Raw genomic sequence first — 21,360 nt, 5'->3', positions numbered from 1 at the left:
ACCTATTTTATGGTAAATCAGCGTTATGGTTAAATAGCGAGAACCTGTCTGGCGAGGCCGTCATATAGAAGGGAGCAGAGAGCCCAATGTGTAGACTCCCATACATCCAATTTAACATAATCTATGTAATGCGCACCAAGATTGATAAACCAAATCTAAAATGTCTCTTTTCTGCAAAGTAAAAATGTCGAGTTAACTTATCACTGCCCGTGATATTTCTATTGCCTCTGTCATGGCCTATGACGTTGATTAAGCAAGGTTATACCAGCACTACAAATGATTCTTAACACTTTGCCACTGGTATTTCGTCCAGCTTGGTGGTCCATCGGTTGGAGCGGAATGCTTGGCGCATGTGCCAATTGCTGGTTGCGATAACGGATGCCGGTTTAAGGCCGTTCTTATAGCGCGTATTGAGCTTGTCCGTGATGAGCATGAGATCACGGCGTTTGCTTTCTTGCAGCGCATCTCCGCTAAACATGTCTAACTGAAGTTTGTTCTGACTCACAGGGCTAAGCTCATTCAGCATTACGCCAATTTTTTGATATGAATAACCAGGACGATACATTTTAGCCAGCTGCGCTTGTGCAGAAATGATCAGTTTTTGTGTATCCTGAGTTGGACAAACCAAGGATTCCATACTGCTTTTATTGTGTTGAGGTAACTGTTTATAGCGATTTGTTCGTATATAAACCCCAACAGAGGACGCTTGGCTCCCCTGTTTTCTTAGTTTTTCACCTGCACGATGGCAATGGAAAGCAAGAGCTGATTGTAATTCTTGTTGATCCGTAATACCGACACCAAAGCTCCGGCTCGAGAGAATTTGTTTTTTAGTTACATCAATATCTCCTGGATCAATACAACTGATTCCCTGGAGCTCTAATACTGTACGAGTAAGTCCTACATTCCAGAGTTGACGCATAAACGCAACATCCTGATTTGCTAGTTGCCACGCGGTTGTTATACCACTGGTTTTCAGTCGGGTGGCCAATCGCGTTCCAATCCCCCACACTTCTTGAACATCCATTCTTTCCAGCAGCCACTGTCTTTGCCGTTCTGTTTGAATATGAAGCACGCCATGCACTCTGTTTTCGTAGCGTTTGGCTGCATTGTTTGCAAGTTTCGCCAGTGTTGGTGAAGTACCAATGCCAACACGAACGGCTAAACCGAGCCTGTTACTGATTGCTTCTACAATACTTTTTCCATAACTTGTCAGCGTTTCAGTTGCCAAACCGTCTAAACGTATAAACGCTTCATCAATTGAGTACTGCTCAACCTGAGGAGAAAATTGCCTCAACTCGTCGATAAAGCGCTGGCTCATATCAGCGTACAGACTGTAATTTGAACTGCGTACCTCAACACCTGCGCGTTTAGCTTCTCGTTCAATTTTGTACCATACTGCGCCGCGTTTTATCCCTGCCGCTTTTGCTTGCGCATTAACAGCAACACAACAGCCATCGTTGTTTGAAAGCACCACAACAGGTTTGTTTGCTAGTTTGGGGTCAAATAATTGCTCGCAGGCTGTATAAAAACTCTGAACATCAACCAGCGCCCAGATCTGATCCTTGTTTCCAGATACTGTTTGAGTCATTAGCGCTCCAGCAAGTTATGAATATTTCGTGTAACTACGCCAAAAATTTCAGAGTCCTCCGGCATAGGAAATGGCTTCATCGCCGGGTTTTCAGCTTTTAACCACCAGGTATTGTTATGTCGAATGAGGCGCTTACACGTGAACTCATCGAAGATGCGGGCAATGACAATCCGGCCCGGCAATACAGCTTCAGCACGGTCCACAACCAATAAATCGCCATCGTAAATACCGGCCCCAGTCATAGACTCGCCAGACGCTTTCAGTACAAAAGTGGCATTGGGATGGCGAATGAGATAATCCATCAGTTCCAGTGATTCTTCATGCCCTTCAGCTGGTGAGGGAAACCCGCACCGAACAGATTCAATAAACAAAGGTAATACAGCCATTGTTACCCTCTCAATAAATACTGTATATAAAAACAGTATAAAAGGTTATAGGCATACTGAACAGAGAAAATACGCGGCATGGCGCTGAAAAGTTCAGCGTGTTGCTAATGCACTGAAATACAGAGATAAAATGTATAACTCTTTGTCTTACATAGAGGCGATGTTGATGAAGCCTGTTTTTATATACAGTACTGTGGTACTCTGGCGCTCATAGCATTCATGCTGTTGCAGATTTGCAAAAAACGGGCAAGTTTGCTTTAAAAAACAACAAACTCAACGCTAATTTAGGGATTTATCCGATCGCCAGTTTATCTTATTGCTAAACTGGCCGCCTGTTGGTGACAGGGATTGGAATTGGAGAATGAAAATGCGAAAAATCATCATGATTTTAGCACTGGCCGTGCTCAGTGGCTGTGCTTTACAGCCTGACCCGCAGTATCACACTGGGCAGTGCGTCGGAAAAATGACAACAGAAGAAGCGTATGGGCATCTGGACCCTAATCGTTACACTATTCAGGTGCTGGCTCTGAGTGAAGAACGAGATATTCGCGGCTATCTGCGGGAAATCCCAGGGCAGGATCCAATTTGGGTTAACTGGAAGCATAGTTTAGGTAAGAGCTGGTACGCTGTTATTTATGGCGATTTTGCCACTAAACAAGAAGCAAAACAGCGTATCCAAACATTGTCGCCTCGTATATTGGCACAAGGTCCGTTCGTCCGCAGTTTTGCGGAAGTGCAAAGTGATAAGCAAACTGACGTTTTTCGTATGCGTTAAAAAAATGCGCTCAGACTGTCTGGGCGCACTTCTCTGACCCTTTTCACACTACAACTTTTCAATGAGCTCAGGTAAGATCTCAAACAAGTCACCGACTAACCCATAGTCAGCTATATCAAAGATTGGAGCATCAGGATCTTTGTTGATGGCAACAATCACTTTTGCATCTTTCATCCCAGCCAAGTGCTGTATTGCTCCTGAAATACCTACAGCAATATACAACTCTGGCGCAACAATTTTACCGGTCTGACCTACTTGCAGATCGTTTGACACAAAGCCCGCATCGACAGCCGCTCGGGAAGCCCCCACAGCGCCACCGAGTTTATCCGCCAGCGTTTCTATCATTGTGAAATGTGCTTTATCTCCAAGCCCGCGGCCACCGGAAACCACCACACGCGCAGCCGGCAATTCCGGGCGGCTACTTTGCGTAATTTCACTGGACACATATTCAGAGTTCGGCGATTCGATCACTTTTTCCAATTCGGCAATTGGGGCCGCTGCCCCGCTTGTTGCTGAAGAAGCAAATGCTGAAGCACGTACCGTAATCAGCTTTTTACTATCTCGCGACTTCACTTTAGCTAATGCGTTACCTGCATATATCGGCCGGATTACAGTATCGGCAGATTCAATGCTGACTACATCTGCCAGTAACCCAACATCCAGAAGACCGGCTACACGCGGTAATATGTTTTTCCCGGTTGTCGTTGCTGCCATCAGTAAGTGCGAATAATCGGCTGATAGTTCAGCGATAAGCGCTGACAGATTTTCAGCCAGCCAATGCGTGTACACAGGATGATCGACCAGAAGCACTTTACTCACACCCGCAATGCCAGCGGCCTGCTCTGCAACAGCCTGGCATTGATAACCCGCCACTAAGATCTGACAATCACTCTCCAGTGACTGACTCGCAGTTATCACCTTAGATGTCTCAGGTGACAGCGTGTGATTATCGTGTTCTGCAATGATAAGTACACTCATGAGATCACCTTGGCTTCATTTTTTAATTTATCAACCAATTCAGAGACTGAACCTACTTTTGTGCCCCCCTGGCGAGCAGGTGGTGATGAAATTGACAGTATTTCCTGGTTTTGTGACAGCGTCACCCCCAGGCTATCCAAGCTGATAACATCCAGCGGTTTTTGTTTCGCTTTCATGATATTGGGCAATGAGGCATACCTGGGCTCATTTAACCGGAGATCTGTACTGACTACCGCAGGCAGCCGTAACTTGAGAGTTTCCAAGCCGCCATCAATTTCGCGTGTCACTTTGATGAAGCCGTTATCTACTTCAATCTTTGAGGCAAAAGTCCCCTGAGGAAAACCGGATATGGCAGCTAACATTTGAGCGACTTGATTATTATCTGAATCAATCGATTGCTTGCCCATAATCACCAGATCAGGCGATTCACTTTTTACAAGGGCATGAAGAATACGTGCAATATTCAGAGGCTCAGCTTGAGCGGCACTATCAATGTGAATTGCTCTGTCGGCGCCAAGTGCCAAAGCAGTACGAAGCTGCTCCTGGCAACTCGTTTCACCCACGCTGACTACAACCACCTCACTGGCCGAGCCGGCTTCTTTCATGCGAACCGCTTCTTCTATGGCAATTTCGCAAAAAGGGTTAATGGCCATTTTAACATTATGTTGTTCAACGCCTGAGCCGTCGGATTTAACACGAATCTTCACATACGGGTCTATCACCCTTTTGATTGCGACTAACACTTTCACTGGCGTCTCCTTGGAAAATCAATACGTTAAAGCAAGATAACTGATTGACAGGCTCCCAATCGGGTATTCACAAGCCGAGAGATGTCTTTTGCATTGAGTGTGGTTCGGGTTTACGTTTACGTCAACTGGACTACAGTTACTCATAGTCTTAATAAAAGGGACATGGGGCATGGAAAGAGAAAGCATGGCGTTTGATGTGGTCATTGTCGGAGCCGGTCCAGCGGGGTTGTCAGCAGCATGCCGGCTGATGCAACTGGCTAAGGAGAGTGGAAAGGAGCTATCGGTTTGTGTGATCGAAAAAGGGGCTGAAGTAGGCTCGCACATCATATCCGGTGCCCTGTTTGAACCCAGCTCATTAAATGAGTTGTTCCCTGATTGGCAAAGCCACGAGGCACCACTTTATACCCAGGTCCGGGACGATAAGGTGTATTGGCTCTCCAATCAGTACAATCAGTTCTGTCTCCCTTCAGCGTTTGTTCCTTCCCCTTTGCAGAATGATGGGAATTTCATTATCAGTCTGGGCGAATTATGCCGCTGGCTGGCTCAACAGGCAGAAGCGCTGGGAGTATCTGTTTTTCCGGGGTTTGCTGCAGCTGAGTTATTTTTTAACGATTCTGGTGCCGTAGCTGGGATCATGACGACTGATATGGGACGCGACAAACAAGGTAATGAAAAATCAGGTTTTCAGCCGGGTATCATACTTGAAGCAAAATATACGCTTATTGCTGAAGGCTCTCGCGGGCACTTAGGAAAAACCGTCATAGATCGTTATGAACTGGATAAAGATAAAGTGCCCCAGCATTACGCCATTGGCTTGAAAGAGCTGTGGGAAATTCCGGCCGAACAACACCAGGCTGGGCTTGTCGTGCATACTTCCGGTTGGCCACTCAGCAAGACCCGAACCTCAGGTGGGGGCTTTATGTACCATCTTGGCGATAACCTTGTGTCTGTCGGATTAGTGGTCGATCTTAATTATCGGCACCCTTATCTCAGCCCTTTTGATGAATTTCAGCAAATGAAACACCATCCGGTTTTCGCCTCTGTGTTAAACGGCGGGGAACGACTTTCTTACGGGGCACGAGCTATTACAAAGGGCGGACTGCATGCCCTGCCGGAGCAAAGCTTTCCTGGCGGATTATTGATTGGGTGTGATGCTGGGACGTTAAACAGTGCAAAAATCAAAGGCTCTCATACTGCGATGAAATCTGGCATGCTCGCTGCTGAAGCTGTTTTTTCGGAGTTAGCCGTTAATCACTCGCACACATCACCCGATTATCATTCGTTGTTTGAGAAATCATGGTTGAAAGAGGAGCTATTTGAAGCCAGAAACTTCACCTCGCAGGTGCATCGCTTAGGCACATTACTTGGCGGAGCCATCGCAGCGTTAGAGTTCAATGTGCTGAAAAAAAGCCTGTTTTCATTTCGGGATGATAAACAAGACTATCAAACCCTGAAAACGACCAATCAGGCTGAACCGCTTTTATACCCTAAACCGGACGGAAAACTCAGTTTTGACCGAACTTCCTCGGTTTTTCTATCAACGGTTAAACATGATGAAAACCAGCCATGCCACTTGATACTGCAAGATGATGAGTTGCCGATAAAAATGCACCTGGACAAGTATGCCGAGCCTAGCCAGCGATATTGTCCGGCGGGCGTGTATGAAATTGTAGAAAATAACGGACAGAAACGATTTCAAATCAATGCCGGAAACTGCATTCACTGTAAAACATGCGATATAAAAGATCCGTCCCAGAATATAATCTGGACCCCACCAGAAGGCGGTAGCGGGCCCAATTATCGCTCGATGTGAATGTGATCAGCTCAAGGGTGCGTCTCTGTCCGCATCCAATCTAGATAGGCCTGGTAACCGGCCTCAATGGGCAGGCAAATGATTTCCGGCGTTTCATAATTATGATTCGCCAGAATATCGGCTTCGACTTCTGAATACTTGTCTTGAGTTGTTTTAATGACAACCAGTTTTTCTTTGTCAGACTGGATTTTGCCTTTCCAGTGGTAATAACTGTCAATACTCTGCACCTGAACACAGGCAGCCAGATGTCTGTTCAACAGAGAATGGATGATTGCCTCACCCACATTGTCGTCTAAAAAGGTCGTCAGCACGACACAATATCCTTTTTTTAACATCTATCCACCTTATTAATCAGGATCGATCAACGCTGCGCCAGTGCCACTTTGGCACTTAAGGCAACCAGTAAACCACCAGAGACACCCTCAATCGCTTTCGCATAACCTGACATCTTAGGGTTACCAAAAACAAAACTCCCCAACATGGCGTAAAGTAAGTTGATGCAAGTGGCTAAAACACTGAACAGTAAACCCAGGATCAAAAGTTGTGTGGTGACCTGGCCAGCGCTGACATCAATGAACTGAGGCAGAAAGGACAGGAAAAACAAGGCAACTTTAGGATTCAGCACGCTAACAATCACGCCTTGCATAAACACATTCGAGGTTGATTTTACTGGTGCGGAAACTGTCAGCTGGCTCTTCCCGCGAATACTGTTTCTAATTGACGAAATTCCTAAATAGAGTAGATACGCTGCCCCTAAGTATTTTATTACGCTAAATAAAAAAGCGGAGCTGAGTATAATCGTTGAAAGCCCAAGTACAGCAGCCAGCGTATGTCCCAAGTACCCTATCCCCAGCCCCAGAGCCGCTTGAATGCCTAATTGCATCTTGCCACGCATAGCGTTCGACACAATATAGATAACATCTGGACCCGGTACTAAGTTGAGGCTGATTGAGGCCAGAGCAAAAAGTAAAAGCGTTTGAAATTCCATTTTTATCTTCACCTTAACGTTGTGAGCACTTGATTTTCACGCAAAGACCATGAGTAAATAAAGGTTATTCGGGTGATGCTTTTATCTGATTAACGACTGAAATCACACCGAGCATAAGTGGATATAAAGCATCAAATTTCATAAAAAATCAAGAATCTCGTATCTCATGCTGGAATTAACAACGGGCCTGAATATTGACACTTCTATTGGTTATTCCTTTTAAGAACAAAAAGAACGAAATACAAATCATCTAATAACAAATAAGTATACCTTTATGGCAACTTTGTGTTTCCTGTGAATAGATTGTGTAACATCTGTGTGTTAGTGTTTTCTGGTACTGCAATAAAAACACGAAAAAATAGTTAGCTTGCTCAAACCTTGTAGAGGGGACCAGATATGGATGTCAATACACAGGAAGTAAGTAGCTTTGATACTGATGTTATTCATTTGTATTTGCAGGAAATCTCGCATAAATCACTACTCAGTAAAGAAGAAGAAGTTCAATACAGTCGTAAAAGTCTGGCTGGCGATCCACACGCGAAATCTGTCATGATTGAGAGTAATTTGCGTTTGGTGGTCAGTATCGCTAAGAAATATCGTGGCAGCACGATGCAGCTTAGCGACTTAATTGATGAAGGCAATATTGGTTTAATTACTGCGGTTGAAAAATTTGATCCTGAACGTGGATTCCGTTTTTCGACGTACGCAACATGGTGGATTAAACAAACCATTGAACGTGCGATCCACAACCAGGGAAGAACCATCCGGCTGCCTGTTCACGTATCAAAGGAAATCAATACCATACTTCGTACGCACAAACAGCTGATGAAAAACAGTAATCAGGAGCCTACTCACGAGCAGGTTGCTGAAAAAATGCAAAAAACTGTAGATGAAATTTCGGAAGTCCTGTCCTACGACACACCTGTGGTTTCTATCGATCAATCTTTGTCGGACGACAGCAACTCAAATTCCATCGCGGCTTTCATCGCTGATACCAACATGACAGCTCCGGATGCGTCGATGGATCAATCAGACATTCATGCACTTGCTCTGACTATGCTGAAAAGCCTGAATGAACGAGACAGAGAAATACTGTGTCGTCGCTTTGGGTTACTTGGCTACGAAGCGCAGACTCTTCAGGAAGTGGCGGAAGAGGTAGGTCTTACCCGCGAACGTATTCGTCAACTGCAGGTAAGCTCATTGAATAAGTTGAAAAATGCACTTCAGCGTGAGAATTACAGCCTGGAGATGCTGTTTTCTGAAACAGCGTAATTGACTGATTTTACACCAACAAAGCCTGGTAATCTGCCAGGCTTTTCTCTATTTGTAGTATTTGACAAAACTCTGACACCTTCCCCTAACCATAAAGCAAAAATCCTTACTGCCAAATTGCTTGGCAGACATTTGTATTTTACTCATAATTTGGGTTAACCCATTCAGTTAGCAGTGTAGAGATCATGATATTCAGAAAACTGTGTTTCCTCGCTTCTGTCGTTTTACTGACGTCTTGTGCCAGCTATAGTATTACGGAACAAGAAGTACAGAATTACCTTGATAAACAGGCACGTGTTGAGCAAAAGGTAGGGTTTGGCGGGTTTGTTCAGGCTCACGTTCTGTTTAACGACATCAAAGTCGGCATTGGTCGTTCGGCATCGGATCGTATTAATCTCGAAGCAAAATCTAAAGCAGATATCAGTATCAAGGGTCAACCGCAGCAAAAAGTGGCTATCAATGTCAACTTCAGTGCGATCCCCTATTACGATAAAAGTGAGGGGGCTATTTACCTGAATAATTTGAAAGTAGAATCTCTGGATATTACCCCAAATACCCTCGGTCCCTTTGCCAGTAGCCAGGTACTTTCTCCTCTCATCGAGATCGTGGGACAATATCTATTGAAGATACCTGTCTACAAACTCCAGGAAGACGACTTTAAGCAATCGCTTCTGAAAACGGCCAGGCCGGAACTTAAAATCAAGAACCATGCTCTGGTGATTCAAATCTGATCAGCCGGTATTGATGTAATGAAAGCACTGTGCAATGTGTGTTGTACCAGTGCTTTTATTTTGTCGCAAACAAATAAGTTATAGTGCACTAAAGGTACATAACGCAATCCTCAGCGACTTCAGCGAAAAATGTTAAATAACAAAACTGTAGCCAATAAATATCATCGCCAGACACCACACTGGTAGCTGTCTTTTGAGCAAACCGAAACCAATAACAACCACCAGGATGTCCCACCCACTAGTTATTGAAGATGTTGTAATAACCGGGTCGACCCAAGCTGCTGCTAACAATCCGACGACAGAAGCTGTGATTGTTTTAACTGAAAGACGTAAACGGGGATGTTGCAATAATGATTGCCACGCAGGTAAAAAGGCAAAAAGAAGCAAACTGCCCGGTAAAAAAATCGCCAGCGTTGCCAGTACACTGCCCCAAACAGCCGTTTCAGGTAAAGACGCCGCACCCAAATAACTCGCCATGGTAAACATTGGGCCTGGAACAAGCTGGGCAGATGCGTAAGCGCTCAAAAATGTATTTGCATCAATCCATTGCTGGACTAATGGCTCCAGTAAGGGAAGAACAACGTGCCCTCCTCCGAAGACAAAACTGCCCGCCTGATAGAAATTATTAAACACAGCCCATTCTTTTGAGAGAACAGCCAGATATGGCAGTCCCAGCAAAAGCACCAGAAAGACGGCAAGAATGACGACATTTGATTTTCCCGGGGAGGACGGAGGCATCGTTTTGTCCGTCGGTTCTTTTTGCATGAAAGACAGGACGAAACCTGTGGCTGCAGCCAGCAGTATCGGTAACAACTGCCCGCTTAATTCATGAGTAAAAAAGACACTGATTGCTGCTAACACAGCAATGCAAACGGTCAGTTTATCTGTCAGGTTTTTCTTAACCATACTGAACAAAGCATCAGCGACAACCACAACCGCAAGCAGTTTTGCCGCCTGAATAACCTGATATACCCATTCTGGCTGGTAGTCTCTGTTCTCCAGAACGGCGAGTACTGTTAACAAAGCTGCAGACGGTAAAGTAAAGCCAACAAATGCCGCCAATGCACCAATATAGCCGGCTTTTCGATACCCAATAAACATACCTAACTGACTGCTGGCGGGCCCGGGTAAGAACTGGCATAGCGCCGTCGCCTGAGAAAATTCAGAATCTGAAAGCCACTGTTTCTTCTGTACAAATGATCGCTGGAAATAGCCGATATGAGCAACAGGGCCGCCAAAGCTGCCTAAACCCAACACAAGAAATGAACAGAACACCTGCAATACGGGCTCAAGTGAGGAAATTAACCTTCTTTTTAATGAATCCTGGATCATAACTACCGAATCAAATTGTGATTGTTTACACTAGCAAACAGTGAGACTGAGTATGACAATTTTATCTCTTATTTATGTATGAAATATTACAGGTAAACCCTTGATGTTAGAAAATTTGCAACAAATGGTGATCCTAGCCACTGTCAGTCACGAACAGAACTTCACGCGTGCCGCTGAACGCCTTGGCATTTCTAAATCACAGGTCAGTAAGCAAATTCGATTCCTTGAAGAACGCCTGGGTTGTCAATTAGTTCAGCGCAGCACACGCACTGTTGCCCTCACTGATATTGGCTTGCAATATGCCGAATTTGGGCAGCAACTGCTTGATACCGTAAAAGAAGCAGAGGCTTTGGTTGCAGGGTATAGAAATGAAATAAAAGGCGTACTCAGAATAGGTGTCGCCCAGTCATTTGGGAACACCAATATCACACCCGCAATGGTCGCTTTTCAGCGAGATCATCCTGAACTTGAGCTGGAAATCAGTCTTTTTGACCATCGCCCTAATCTGCTGGAAGAAGGCTTCGATTGCTGGCTGGCAATTCACGAACACCCGCCTGAAGGTATGGTTGCGAAAAAACTCGTCGATTGCGAATTCATCGTTGTCGCTTCTCCGGACTATATCGCTCTACACGGCAAACCCAAAACACCGGCTGATTTACGCAAGCACAATTGCATTACCTATGAAAGCCGGGATCGCAAATATGTCCAGTGGGACTTTTCGAAAGAGAGCGTAAAAGAGTCAGTGCGGGTCACAGGCAGCTACCGAATCAATAATGCCCCGGCCGTTTTAGAGGCGACAAAAGCAGGAGCAGGTATCGCCTATCTGGCCACCTACCTGATCCACGATGAATTGGAAACTCAGCAGTTAACCCAGGTGTTGGCAGACTGGAAACCAGAATTAGCGCTTCCCATGTACGCTGTCTATCCGCGTCACAAGTACCTGGCCCCCAAAGTAAGAGCCTTTATCGACTTTATGGCGGAATGGATGACCAGCCATCCCTTCCAGCCTCGCCAGTAGTCGCTGTGCTGCCACGTCTTAGAACTGCAGTTGAGGAACCTGACTTACTGTTCTACACCTATAGGTAGTTCTTACAGGTGAGCAGCCATGTTAACTCTTTCAGCCTACATTCGAGAAAAATGTCTCCGCATCATACTTTTATCAGGGTTACTGATTATGGCTGGCTGCGCCACGCAGGAAGAAACTGAACCGTCTCCGGCAGTAACCAGCACGCCGGCAACAGTTGAAGAGGTGACTGAGCCGCCACCACCACCAAAAGCAATCCTAACGGAAATCCCTGAGGTCAGTGACACCGTCTTTTTTAACGAAGGTAGTTTTGACATTTCACAACGAGAACAGCTGAAAATCGATCCCATTGCAGTCAGACTCAGGCAGCACCCTGACAGTAACGTAATCATCATAGGTCACAGTTCAGAGAGTGATAACGAAGAAGATAATATGGCGTTATCGTATGAACGGGCGTTCAGTGTCGCCATTTATATTGCATCTGTGTTTGGGATTGAAGAAGAACGTATTCAGGTCGTTGCCCAGGGCAATGGTGATCCGGCTACATCCGGGTCGAACAGCCGGGTTGAAGTCATTTCGCCAGAGACTGTGGTCAGAACATTAAATGCCTCAGATGAGGACGGAAAGTTCTGAACCACAGCTCCGTACAGGAAAAGATGTCAATTTATCCCTGTTTTTTCAACGCCGGGAATGCATACATTTTCTTGATGATCTCTGCCACGCCTTCCGGTTGAGAAGCCAGCTTACTGTTAAACTTCGCTTCTTCACTTTCGGTGACGGAATCGTCTTTAATGCCGGCAGCAATGTAATTTGCAGGGAATAAGTGATAAATACCCGTTATCTGGCGATCGATTTCTTCAGCCAGTTGCTCTGGGGTTTCAAATGGTTGCTTTATCACATCACCAAAGCTCACATGAACACGTCGTTTTTCTCCGACTATGCCCTGAACAATGCTTTCGATATCTTCAAACTCGCCTTTCTCATAGCTACCCGTTGTCTGCTTGGCATTCAGTTCGTTTGCCTTGGCTAAATCGCAGGGATCATTCTCATAAGAAATGGCCACAGGCACAATATTGAGCTGAGTCATGAACTCGGCAAAAGACTGTTTCCGTTTGCGTCCTTCCATGTAAAACATTTTCAGCAACGCAGGATCAGTCTTGTCGTTTCCGTCTTTCGCACGCCCTTCTTTCTGAGCAATCCAGATCGAGTGACCGGTTTCGATAGAGTTGGCAATATAATCTGACAGCAGACCCAGTGCTTTCATCATTTCACGTGGCGCTTTCACTGAACGTTTTACAATAAAGCTTTTGTTTAAACGCATCAGCTCTGTCGCACAGGGCTTCTTCAGAAGATTGTCACCAATAGCGATACGGACTGTGTTCAGGTTATTGTGGTAAAGGCACCAGTTCACCATAGCCGGATCCATGGCGATATCTCTGTGATTGGAGATGAACAGATACGCTTTATTGGGGTCCAGCTTGTCTAAACCAGAATGTGTGACGCCGTCACAAGAATGTTCTATGGTCGCAGCCATGTACTTGGCCACTTGCAGCTGAACGTCTTCTACTGTCTTAACACTTGACCATTTACGGACAAGAAAGCGTTTGATCAATGGACGCAACAGCCAGCCAAACACACCGGATAACTGTGCAAACCGGTAGTTGAGGATAGCGTTGATGAATTCGTCATCATTGATTAAGCGTTGAATCGCACCACTGACTTCATCGTCATTGTAGGGGCGTATATCTTTATAAATATCGTTATTTGTTTGCACTATGTTGCTTCATCTAATTTTAAAATCGCGCCATTCTACGCAGATTTGATTGATTACCCAATGATCGGCCCCAAACAGTTTAATGGTTGGAGGTCCGACCAGCAAACTTTCGTCCTACTGAACCCGGCTCTGCCCGTCTTGACCCCGAAGGTAAAACCGAACACTATGTGCGGGCTTTGACTCAGAGGAACAACATGAACCAGGCAATTGAATATACAAAGGTTGAACAGTCCCTGCTGGCCGTGGGCGCTCGCAGAAAAAATGTTACCGCATACCTGATTACTGTCAACGCAGGTGTCGCCCTGTTACGGCTGGGCAAACATGAGTTCGCACTGACCACAGGTAGCGGATTTTGGGTACCCTTTGAGTGCCTTCATGCTTTAACTGTATTACCGGGCTGTCGTTATAGCATGATTCATTTCTCTGCCCGCCTCCAGCAACCGCTGTGTCAGCAAGCAGGCTTTGTGACTGTAACGCCACTTCTGGACGCTTTGCTGCAAGAGCTGAGCCAAACTAAAGAGCAGTCTCAAACCAATCATAGCCCTATAGGACGGATACTCGCAGTCATAGTTGATCAAACGGCGAAGTTTTCACCTGTTACGCAGCAACTTTGCCCTGCTCTTACTGGCAAACAGCAATCTGTACTGAGAAACCTGCTTCAAAGGCGATCACCCGCTTCTGATGAAGACTTATCATTAATCGAAGCCATTCTGGGGATGAGCGTACGTGAACTTGAAGCCTGTCTTGTCGTCCGTGAAGCTATCAGGCTCTCACGTTCCGGAAGAAATGCAGAGCAGATAGCCAACGAACTTGAGTGCCAATTAGACCATTTGCAAGCACTTGGTCAAACTCTTGCTAACTACCCACTCTAAAGCTTCGGCTTAGCTTCACAAAAAACACCCAGCTACCTGGTACAGGTAGCTGGTTACAGATAGACGGTGAGTATAAAAACGACTGTTACTTAAGCGGAATATCTACCTGCAGCATGACGCCATCCCGCTCATCTTCATGCCACATGTAATCGATTCGGTATTTGGTGGATTCGCCGTCTTCTGAGCCCAGCCCAAAACTCATCATGACACCGTGTTTCATGACCCATTCTTTGGCATCTTGCAGCGTCATGATATCCAGTCCTTCATATTTTTTGGGAAGCCACAAGCCCAGGCCATAAAAAGCAGACGATGAGTTATCTTTCAGCATTGGACCACTGGAACCAGATTGCCAGTCATCCCAAAAGGATATGTCTTTCTCATGGTGCTTTTCAGCTTCATCCCAGCGCATATTGTCTTCAGCTGACGACAGAGCCTGAGTGGAATAAGCTCCCCCTTTCCCCACCGTCAGGGGTTGGAAACAGGTCAGCAAGTAGGCTCCCCTGTCGTCTTCAGACAAGCTTTTAAGCTGTTTCTGACTATAAAAGTGGCAAGGTAAAGCGGATGCAGAATACGAAAAAGACAACAGCCCGATCTGCAAAAGAGCAACATGTAATTTTCGAATAACCCGATTCACGAAACACCCTTAATAAATTTTTCGGACTTTAAGCGTATAGGCGACAGAAATACTGGCTGGTTTATTTTTAACCATCACTAGCAACATAAAAATGCTCTGACGTTATTATTCTAACCACACCCGGGGTTGTTAAATGTGAAATTGGCCTGTTTTTGACAATATTATCACGAATGTCAGTACTCCGAATGGGAACCGTTTCAGGGCAGCTGAGAATCTGCCAATGACTTAAAATGTCTCTAGCACGATAAAACTTTGAAAAATTTAAAAAATTATCAGGTCCGACAACAAAAGTCAGCTCTGCGCTCTGATGTTCATTTTGCAGGGAGCGCATAACATCATAGGTAGTTACTGGTTTATCATTTTGTGAGATTGCTTCCTCTATTCGACAAAGAGATAAATTGGAAAAATTTAAATCTTCGATAAAAGCAGCAACCATAGTGCAACGTGAGTCATAATTAAGCATGACTTTTCCCCAGGCATGAGAATAACTGGGAACCAGTAAAACTTGATCAAAATGGGACAGCCGTTCCAGCACAGATTTATGCCCTAAACTGGGGGGATTAAATGCACTGCCAAATACTGCGATCTTTTTTGTCATACTCCTGTTGCCTCTTTCCCCTCTGAACAAAATAAAAATACCAATTTCTTTCTCAATCAGCATTGATCCTACTTAAGAGTTATCGCATGATTTCGTAAAAGGTTTAATACATTTTACCGCTTTCACCAGTATTGGGTATTGAATGTCCAGAAATTGGTCAAAGCACAGAGGATTCATGTCATGGAACAGCTTATCCGTGCAGAAATGCAGGTACTCCCAGTGATAGACGCTGAGTTTGAAGTTCAGCGTCGCGTTGCTTTTATTCAAAACAAGCTAAAACAAGCGCATTGTCGGTCTTTAGTGCTGGGTATCAGTGGTGGGGTTGATTCCACTACCTGTGGCCGGTTGGCTCAACTGGCGGTAGATGGTCTTAATGCTGAGTCGGCATCTCAGGACTATCAGTTCATCGCTGTTCGTTTACCCTATGGTCAACAACAGGATGAAGATGAAGCCCAGCTGGCCTTACAATTCATCCGCCCAACTCATTCTGTATCGGTCAATGTTAAGCCTGGCGTCGATGGAACACATGCCGCCACACTGGATGCACTGAGCAGTACCGGCCTTATTCCGCAAGATGATGGCAAAGTCGATTTTGTTAAAGGGAATGTTAAAGCGCGGTCCCGTATGGTGGCACAGTATGAGATCGCCGGTCTGGTTGGCGGACTTGTCCTGGGGACCGACCACTCGGCTGAAAATATTACCGGCTTTTATACCAAATGGGGCGACGGCGCTTGCGATTTAGCGCCACTGTTTGGTCTGAGCAAACGCCAGGTACGACAAATTGCAGATTTCCTTGGTGCGCCGCAAGAACTTGTTCACAAAGTGCCAACTGCCGATCTTGAATGTCTGACCCCCCAAAAGACGGACGAAGAGGCACTGCAGCTGACTTACGACGAAATCGATGATTTTCTTGAAGGCAAAGCAGTCAGTGATTCTGTGAAGGAGAAGCTGATCGGTATTTATAAAGCCACTCAGCATAAACGACAGCCAATCCCGACCATCTACGATCAGGATTAAGCGACCGTCGCTGAAAAGCAAAAGGGCTTTGCGTTAATGCAAAGCCCTTTTTGTGAGCCTGACTGTAATGATTACTGACTCTTATCCGCACTCTTACTCTGGCGGATCTGTTCAGCAACAATTTGAATCGCCTCTCCACTGCTGATGCCTTGCGCCATCAGCTCATGAATTCGCTCTGCCGCTTCTTGCTGTTCTTCGTGAGTTAAAGAAATTGACGAATCACCAAACATAACGAATCCTGTACACTGCTTGAAAGGGAGGCCATTCTAACGACTCTTTATCAGCCTGTCATTGATAATTCAAAAGCCCTAGCCTGGATGCCCGTCGGCACGAGCCTGAGTGAGTATCGGCCAGAACACAAAGCAAAATATCCCAAAAGCCACCGCCCACAATACTGCGGATAGTATGTAAGCGTGTTGTGTTAGCCCCGGAAACATCACTATCAGTAAAGTTCGGACTAACACAGCCATGAGCAAAGTGACAAAAGCTGCCAGAATCCGCTTCCCTGTCTGCAGTGTCCTGCCGGTATGCCCCAATGAGACCCTGACAACCATCGCCAGTATCATGCCTCCTATACCTCCCACTGTTATGACATGCAGTGAAATACTGTAGGCAAATTGCTGAGGATCAATCTGGCTGACACCTAACAGAAACACCCCCACAACAGTAAAGTAATAGGCTAAATGAAGCATCCACAACAATGGGATACCAAACGTTCTCCCTGTTCGCCAACGCACCAGCCGCGGAATTTGCGCCAATGCCGCCAGCATACATAAGACGCCAAACCACATTGATGGTTGCTCTGGTGAGAGCAGTAATAATGACAGGAAAACAGCCCACATGGGCCACAAAGCTACATGCTCACGCCAGGGTATACGTGTGATGGGTTCAGTTTGTGTGCCACGCGCCGTAAAGAATGGGATAACACGGCCCCCCATGACAGTCATCAGCACAGCAATTAACAAGGTCGTTTGCAATGCCACTGTGCTCAGCGGAACATGGCTCCAACCCAGTACCACTCCATGCATACGAGCGTTCAGAAACAGCAACAGAAATAACACGGGCAGAAAAAGCACATTTCGCCATTGGCGGTTCCGGATGATAGGTATCGCCAGGAAAAGGAGCGCCATAGCCAGCCACAGCAGGTCAAGTATCATCCAGGCTGGATGGGGAGCCATAACCAGCAGCGACACTCTCGCAATCAGCCATATTGCAAACACCAGCCCCAGCTTCCAGCCGCTGATACCAGGAATACCCGTCCAGTTTTGTACTGCAGTCAGCAGAAATCCAACAATCACTGCACCGGTAAATCCAAACAGCATTTCATGACTGTGCCACCACACTGGATTGCCGTACATAGGGAACAGCATGAAGCCTGACCAAAAGCCCGCCCAGATTAACATGGTGATCACGGAGAACAGGCCGCCAGCCAGAAAAAATGGCCGAAACGCCAAACGTAAAATCGGGGGGATCTTCAGCGCAGAAGCTTTATCAACAATTTGCATGTGCTTTTCACTATTTACAGTAAAAAAGACATAATAGACAATTATGAAAAAGACAGGTTGATGTAAAACAATAAACCAAGACACTGGGGTCTTGGTTACAGGTGGTCAAACCTGCGCTATCGTTTCAGGTTCACGCTGCGGGGTCTTACCCGGCTTTCGCTGTTAAAAATCAGGATAATCAACAGGCCGGGTTATTCGCTGAATATCCAAAATAGAGATGTCTCCCTGCCAGCGGCTTTCAATCAGCCCGACACTCAGCCAGTAGCGGCCATCCGGCACATCAATCGCTGGCAAACTTGTCGGTAGCTTGCCATCGACATCCTGAGTCCAGATAGGACTCCAGTTTGTGTCGTTCAAATCAAACAAATTCATCGACAATACAGGCGATGGGCAGGTTGAATTGGGTAAGACTTCACGTTCAATACGCCAGTTTTTACTGTCTTTCCAGCCAATTTTCTGTTTCGGATCCGGCTTGGTCAGTATGACCCAGGAGTTCCAGCTGCGCTCCTTGCCTGCCGTTATTTTCAACTGATAAAGACCTGCAGCTAAGGGCTCATCTAAACGGCGAGACTCTGAGACAAACTGGCCATTCTCAGAAATTGAAGCCGCAGGCATGCTGAATTGCGTATCTGGCCAGCGGGAAAACGTTACCTCAAGCTGCTTAGCCTGAGTAATTCCTGTAACAGACAATCTCAGCAATACCTGGTTCAGGTTCTGGATCACTTCACGTCGAACAGCCACTTTAGACAACCACTCAGGCAGACTTCGCTGTTTCAAACTGAAACCGCAATCTTCTGTAATGGCAAGCTCAAGTAAATCATTCAGATTGGCCTGCTGCTCCTCAGAAGGAATCTGCTGCCAGGCCTGAACCATAGTCTCGAAACTGGCAGCTGTGTTCCCTTCCAGCAAACGCTGGTGCGCGACAGTGTAGAGATCCTTACCCACAAACCATTTAGCCGATGCCTGAGGGATCATGAACAGACATGTCATGATCCCAAAGACAGGTGTCACCCACAGCGATTTCATTCTTGTGGCGCTTTCATCCGGTAGCCAACACCACGCAACGTTTCGATCTCAATACCAGGCAGCTTTTGACGCAGCTGCAGGATATGTGTGTCAACAGTACGAGTTGTCGGATAATGGTTATAGCCCCACACCTGATCAAGCAGCTCGTCGCGGGTGAAAACCCGGCCTGAATGTTTTGCAAGGAAAACAAGCAGTTCGAATTCAGTACGAGTAAGGGTGACAGAGTCCCCTTTTTGCTTCACTTCACGGCTTTCCAGATTAATCAGCGTTTCACCAATAGCAATGAGGTTCGCATTTTGCGATTCAGACTCACCATTTCTCAAGTGAACACGAATACGTGCCAGCAGTTCCTCTTCAGCAAAAGGTTTAGTCAGGTAATCTTTGGCGCCTGAGTCAAGCCCAATCACCTTATCATTCACAGACACCATTGCTGTAAGCAGAATCACGGGAACCGATTTCAGCTTTAACCAACCTTCAAGGTAAGTCAGCGAGTCTCCTTCCGGTAGCTGGCGGTCAAGAACAACCAGATCGGCTTGCGCCCACAGATTTTCAACATTGGTTGCACAGTCAGCATACAGGCACTCATAGCCTGCTTCTTTCAAACATTCGAGCAAACCATCAGCAAGGTTGCGGTCATCTTCAACCAGTAGCAGAGTTTGATTCACACGGTATCTCCAAAATAAAAGTGGTTGGCGGACCTATTAATTTCATCCGCCCACCCATTCGACGGATCATCGATTCAACGATTGTCAGTCCCAACCCTAAGCCCTTTTCACTCACAAAGGGTTTTCTCAGTCGGGCCCAATCCTTACTACCTAAACTTCCCTGGTCTTTTACTTTGACAATCAATTTTCCATCTTTGAACGATGATGTTAATTCAATCGGGGCCTGGCCATATTTGTGAGCATTGGACAGCAAGTTATCAATACAGGTTCCAAGCCAGTACATATTGACCTTGACGCCACGGTCCTCCGCAAGTGACAAGGTCACATCATAAGGTTCTGCAATAAATTCAATCCATTCATTAAAGGACTCCAGATTCTGAACACTCAATTCTTGATGATTCGCCTGCAGGTAATCCTTACTGGCCTCAGCCAACTGCCTTAATCGGCGTGAATCTTCGGTCAATCGTCTGAACTCATCATATAGGGTTTCAGGCAAAGCATCAAAGTGACGACGAAAACCTTCCACCGTCATGCTCAGACTTGCGATTGGTGTACGTAGCTCGTGAGTCAAGATTTGCAGAACCAGCATTCTTTCCTGCATGGCACGCCGGCGAATTCGCCAGCGATACATCACCCAGCCCATAAGTAAGCCAATATTGACAACCAGCAATCCTGCAAGCAAATAGGTCGTCAGGTACGACTTATCTTCTTCCTGCCAGCAAATGTTGCCACTTTTGACTAAGCAGAAGTCAGTGGCAACCAAACGCGTGAAGTGCAGATCATGCTTTGCCAGTGCCTGTGCCCAGGTCGGCTGATCATAGACATGGTATTCATTCCCATTCCGGACCCAAAGCTCACCATTGGAGATAAAGGCTTCCGCACCGGCAATGAACACTCGGATTTCTTCACTGCTCATTCGCTGTAACCGTCCCAGCACAGTGCCTGTCGCCGCTAAATCACGTTCCTGAATGTGTAAGTAGCTCTCCAGTTCATTTTTGCGATTTGGAAACTTTTCCAGATAACGCGCAGCATAGCTCCCACCGCCTGGATGAATATAGCCTGAACGTACAAACCAGCCTCTTGGTAACACAACGCTGTTACACATCGCGCGAGTAAAAACGACAGGATGTGTTACCAAAGGGCTAACTGGCCAGGGGCCCTTACAGGTTTCCGCATTTTGATAAAGGTGCCGCAGCGCCGATAGCGGGTACTTGGCTGATTGCGGCAACAAACTGGATGGCAGCAGTAACGGTGTTGGGTAACGACTTTGTAACTGACGAAAATCGTATGTAGCCAGAGGTTTACTGGAAAGCAATTCAGCACGAGCCGCTGACATACGATCAGGTAAGCTTTCCGTCTCCGCTTTAAGGGAGCCTGTAAACAGAATAGAAATAATTAGCACATACTTTTTCATAGCGCGGAAGTTTAACATTCACCGGTTCAGTATTGTCAGAAAATTGTCATTAGATCAGATAACTATAAAGGGATTAGGCATTCTCGCCATCCAAACAGGTCAATCAGACCTCAGATTACAGCCTATTGATTCGGTTTTCTGTTGAAGCTTTCGCATCAGGCATCAAAAAAAAGAAAGAAAAAGAAAAACGCCGCTCAATAAGCGGCGTTGAATGAGTGG

The 21,360-nt window shown here is 46.0% G+C and carries 23 protein-coding genes; 8 read left to right on the top strand and 15 right to left on the bottom strand.

Translation table 11 applies throughout. The features are described 5' to 3' along the window. Positions 1 to 283: 283 nt before the first annotated feature. A complete protein-coding gene (locus P0Y67_RS07235; protein WP_342391338.1) occupies positions 284 to 1,588 on the bottom strand; it encodes a Y-family DNA polymerase in 1,305 nt (434 codons plus the stop codon). Further along, positions 1,588 to 1,974, bottom strand: a complete 387-nt coding sequence (locus P0Y67_RS07230; protein WP_027251321.1) for a LexA family protein — start codon at positions 1,972 to 1,974, stop codon at positions 1,588 to 1,590. Before P0Y67_RS07230 ends, P0Y67_RS07235 begins: the two co-directional genes overlap by 1 nt. 367 nt (positions 1,975 to 2,341) lie before the next feature. Between P0Y67_RS07230 and P0Y67_RS07225 the strand changes: the two genes are divergently transcribed. After that, positions 2,342 to 2,749 carry an SPOR domain-containing protein gene (locus P0Y67_RS07225; protein ID WP_027251320.1) on the top strand — a complete coding sequence of 136 codons (408 nt, stop codon included), beginning with the start codon at positions 2,342 to 2,344 and terminating at the stop codon, positions 2,747 to 2,749. Positions 2,750 to 2,797: 48 nt separating this feature from the next. Here P0Y67_RS07225 and P0Y67_RS07220 read toward each other — a convergent pair whose 3' ends face one another. Together P0Y67_RS07220 and P0Y67_RS07215 are read right to left on the bottom strand one after the other, a co-directional pair. Continuing rightward, positions 2,798 to 3,727, bottom strand: a complete 930-nt coding sequence (locus P0Y67_RS07220) for an electron transfer flavoprotein subunit alpha/FixB family protein (protein WP_342391337.1) — start codon at positions 3,725 to 3,727, stop codon at positions 2,798 to 2,800. Beyond that, a complete protein-coding gene (locus tag P0Y67_RS07215) occupies positions 3,724 to 4,476 on the bottom strand; it encodes an electron transfer flavoprotein subunit beta/FixA family protein (RefSeq protein ID WP_342391336.1) in 753 nt (250 codons plus the stop codon). The genes P0Y67_RS07220 and P0Y67_RS07215 overlap by 4 nt, the downstream gene beginning before the upstream one ends. 169 nt (positions 4,477 to 4,645) lie before the next feature. On the opposite strand from P0Y67_RS07215, the gene P0Y67_RS07210 reads away from it, so the two are divergent. Next, positions 4,646 to 6,289, top strand: coding sequence for an electron transfer flavoprotein-ubiquinone oxidoreductase (locus tag P0Y67_RS07210; protein ID WP_342391335.1), 1,644 nt, complete (start codon positions 4,646 to 4,648; stop codon positions 6,287 to 6,289). Positions 6,290 to 6,300: 11 nt separating this feature from the next. On the opposite strand, the gene cutA is transcribed toward P0Y67_RS07210, so the two are convergent. After that, on the bottom strand, positions 6,301 to 6,624 hold the full coding sequence (cutA, locus tag P0Y67_RS07205) for a divalent-cation tolerance protein CutA (RefSeq protein WP_342391334.1): 324 nt from the start codon (positions 6,622 to 6,624) through the stop codon (positions 6,301 to 6,303). A gap of 26 nt (positions 6,625 to 6,650) precedes the next feature. Then, on the bottom strand, positions 6,651 to 7,277 hold the full coding sequence (locus P0Y67_RS07200; protein WP_342391333.1) for a LysE family translocator: 627 nt from the start codon (positions 7,275 to 7,277) through the stop codon (positions 6,651 to 6,653). Positions 7,278 to 7,673: 396 nt separating this feature from the next. On the opposite strand from P0Y67_RS07200, the gene rpoS reads away from it, so the two are divergent. Next, positions 7,674 to 8,549, top strand: a complete 876-nt coding sequence (gene rpoS, locus P0Y67_RS07195) for an RNA polymerase sigma factor RpoS (protein ID WP_342391332.1) — start codon at positions 7,674 to 7,676, stop codon at positions 8,547 to 8,549. A gap of 185 nt (positions 8,550 to 8,734) precedes the next feature. Further along, complete coding sequence (locus P0Y67_RS07190) at positions 8,735 to 9,280, top strand: DUF1439 domain-containing protein (protein WP_342391331.1); 546 nt, start codon at positions 8,735 to 8,737, stop codon at positions 9,278 to 9,280. 132 nt (positions 9,281 to 9,412) lie between these two features. Here P0Y67_RS07190 and chrA read toward each other — a convergent pair whose 3' ends face one another. Then, a complete protein-coding gene (gene chrA, locus P0Y67_RS07185; protein WP_342391330.1) occupies positions 9,413 to 10,612 on the bottom strand; it encodes a chromate efflux transporter in 1,200 nt (399 codons plus the stop codon). 103 nt (positions 10,613 to 10,715) lie between these two features. Between chrA and P0Y67_RS07180 the strand changes: the two genes are divergently transcribed. Together P0Y67_RS07180 and P0Y67_RS07175 are read left to right on the top strand one after the other, a co-directional pair. Beyond that, positions 10,716 to 11,630 carry a LysR family transcriptional regulator gene (locus P0Y67_RS07180; protein WP_342391329.1) on the top strand — a complete coding sequence of 305 codons (915 nt, stop codon included), beginning with the start codon at positions 10,716 to 10,718 and terminating at the stop codon, positions 11,628 to 11,630. Positions 11,631 to 11,786: 156 nt separating this feature from the next. Beyond that, the gene (locus P0Y67_RS07175) at positions 11,787 to 12,269 is read left to right on the top strand and encodes an OmpA family protein (protein ID WP_342391328.1); all 483 of its coding nucleotides are present in this window, start codon (positions 11,787 to 11,789) and stop codon (positions 12,267 to 12,269) included. Positions 12,270 to 12,300: 31 nt separating this feature from the next. Here the strand turns inward: P0Y67_RS07175 and P0Y67_RS07170 are convergent, their stop codons facing one another. Continuing rightward, positions 12,301 to 13,410 (bottom strand): 1-acyl-sn-glycerol-3-phosphate acyltransferase, encoded by a 1,110-nt coding sequence (locus P0Y67_RS07170; RefSeq protein WP_342391327.1) that lies wholly within the window; start codon positions 13,408 to 13,410, stop codon positions 12,301 to 12,303. 194 nt (positions 13,411 to 13,604) lie between these two features. Here P0Y67_RS07170 and P0Y67_RS07165 point away from each other — a divergent pair, with 194 nt between their 5' ends. Next, the gene (locus tag P0Y67_RS07165) at positions 13,605 to 14,282 is read left to right on the top strand and encodes an AraC family ligand binding domain-containing protein (protein WP_342391326.1); all 678 of its coding nucleotides are present in this window, start codon (positions 13,605 to 13,607) and stop codon (positions 14,280 to 14,282) included. An 85-nt stretch (positions 14,283 to 14,367) separates the two neighbouring features. On the opposite strand, the gene P0Y67_RS07160 is transcribed toward P0Y67_RS07165, so the two are convergent. Next, positions 14,368 to 14,916 (bottom strand): hypothetical protein, encoded by a 549-nt coding sequence (locus P0Y67_RS07160; RefSeq protein WP_342391325.1) that lies wholly within the window; start codon positions 14,914 to 14,916, stop codon positions 14,368 to 14,370. Between the two features lie 67 nt (positions 14,917 to 14,983). After that, complete coding sequence (locus P0Y67_RS07155) at positions 14,984 to 15,514, bottom strand: nicotinate-nicotinamide nucleotide adenylyltransferase (RefSeq protein WP_342391388.1); 531 nt, start codon at positions 15,512 to 15,514, stop codon at positions 14,984 to 14,986. 180 nt (positions 15,515 to 15,694) lie between these two features. Here P0Y67_RS07155 and nadE point away from each other — a divergent pair, with 180 nt between their 5' ends. Then, positions 15,695 to 16,531: an ammonia-dependent NAD(+) synthetase gene (gene nadE / locus P0Y67_RS07150; RefSeq protein ID WP_342391324.1), complete on the top strand. Its 837-nt coding sequence runs from the start codon at positions 15,695 to 15,697 to the stop codon at positions 16,529 to 16,531. Positions 16,532 to 16,602: 71 nt separating this feature from the next. On the opposite strand, the gene P0Y67_RS07145 is transcribed toward nadE, so the two are convergent. The 5 genes from P0Y67_RS07145 to vxrA all read right to left on the bottom strand — a co-directional run bounded on the left by P0Y67_RS07145 (position 16,603) and on the right by vxrA (position 21,141). Then, positions 16,603 to 16,761 carry a YoaH family protein gene (locus P0Y67_RS07145; protein WP_081669192.1) on the bottom strand — a complete coding sequence of 53 codons (159 nt, stop codon included), beginning with the start codon at positions 16,759 to 16,761 and terminating at the stop codon, positions 16,603 to 16,605. Between the two features lie 78 nt (positions 16,762 to 16,839). Further along, positions 16,840 to 18,036 carry an NnrS family protein gene (locus P0Y67_RS07140; RefSeq protein WP_342391323.1) on the bottom strand — a complete coding sequence of 399 codons (1,197 nt, stop codon included), beginning with the start codon at positions 18,034 to 18,036 and terminating at the stop codon, positions 16,840 to 16,842. 162 nt (positions 18,037 to 18,198) lie between these two features. Next, positions 18,199 to 19,062, bottom strand: a complete 864-nt coding sequence (locus P0Y67_RS07135; RefSeq protein ID WP_342391322.1) for a DUF2861 family protein — start codon at positions 19,060 to 19,062, stop codon at positions 18,199 to 18,201. Continuing rightward, positions 19,059 to 19,727 (bottom strand): response regulator transcription factor, encoded by a 669-nt coding sequence (locus P0Y67_RS07130; RefSeq protein ID WP_027251305.1) that lies wholly within the window; start codon positions 19,725 to 19,727, stop codon positions 19,059 to 19,061. The genes P0Y67_RS07135 and P0Y67_RS07130 overlap by 4 nt, the downstream gene beginning before the upstream one ends. Then, positions 19,702 to 21,141, bottom strand: coding sequence for a sensor histidine kinase VxrA (gene vxrA, locus P0Y67_RS07125; protein WP_218385844.1), 1,440 nt, complete (start codon positions 21,139 to 21,141; stop codon positions 19,702 to 19,704). Before vxrA ends, P0Y67_RS07130 begins: the two co-directional genes overlap by 26 nt. Positions 21,142 to 21,360: the final 219 nt, after the last annotated feature.

This window comes from Photobacterium sp. SP02 (assembly GCF_038519165.1).
Lineage (GTDB): Bacteria > Pseudomonadota > Gammaproteobacteria > Enterobacterales > Vibrionaceae > Photobacterium > Photobacterium halotolerans.
This window is presented reverse-complemented; position numbering and strand designations above follow the sequence as displayed.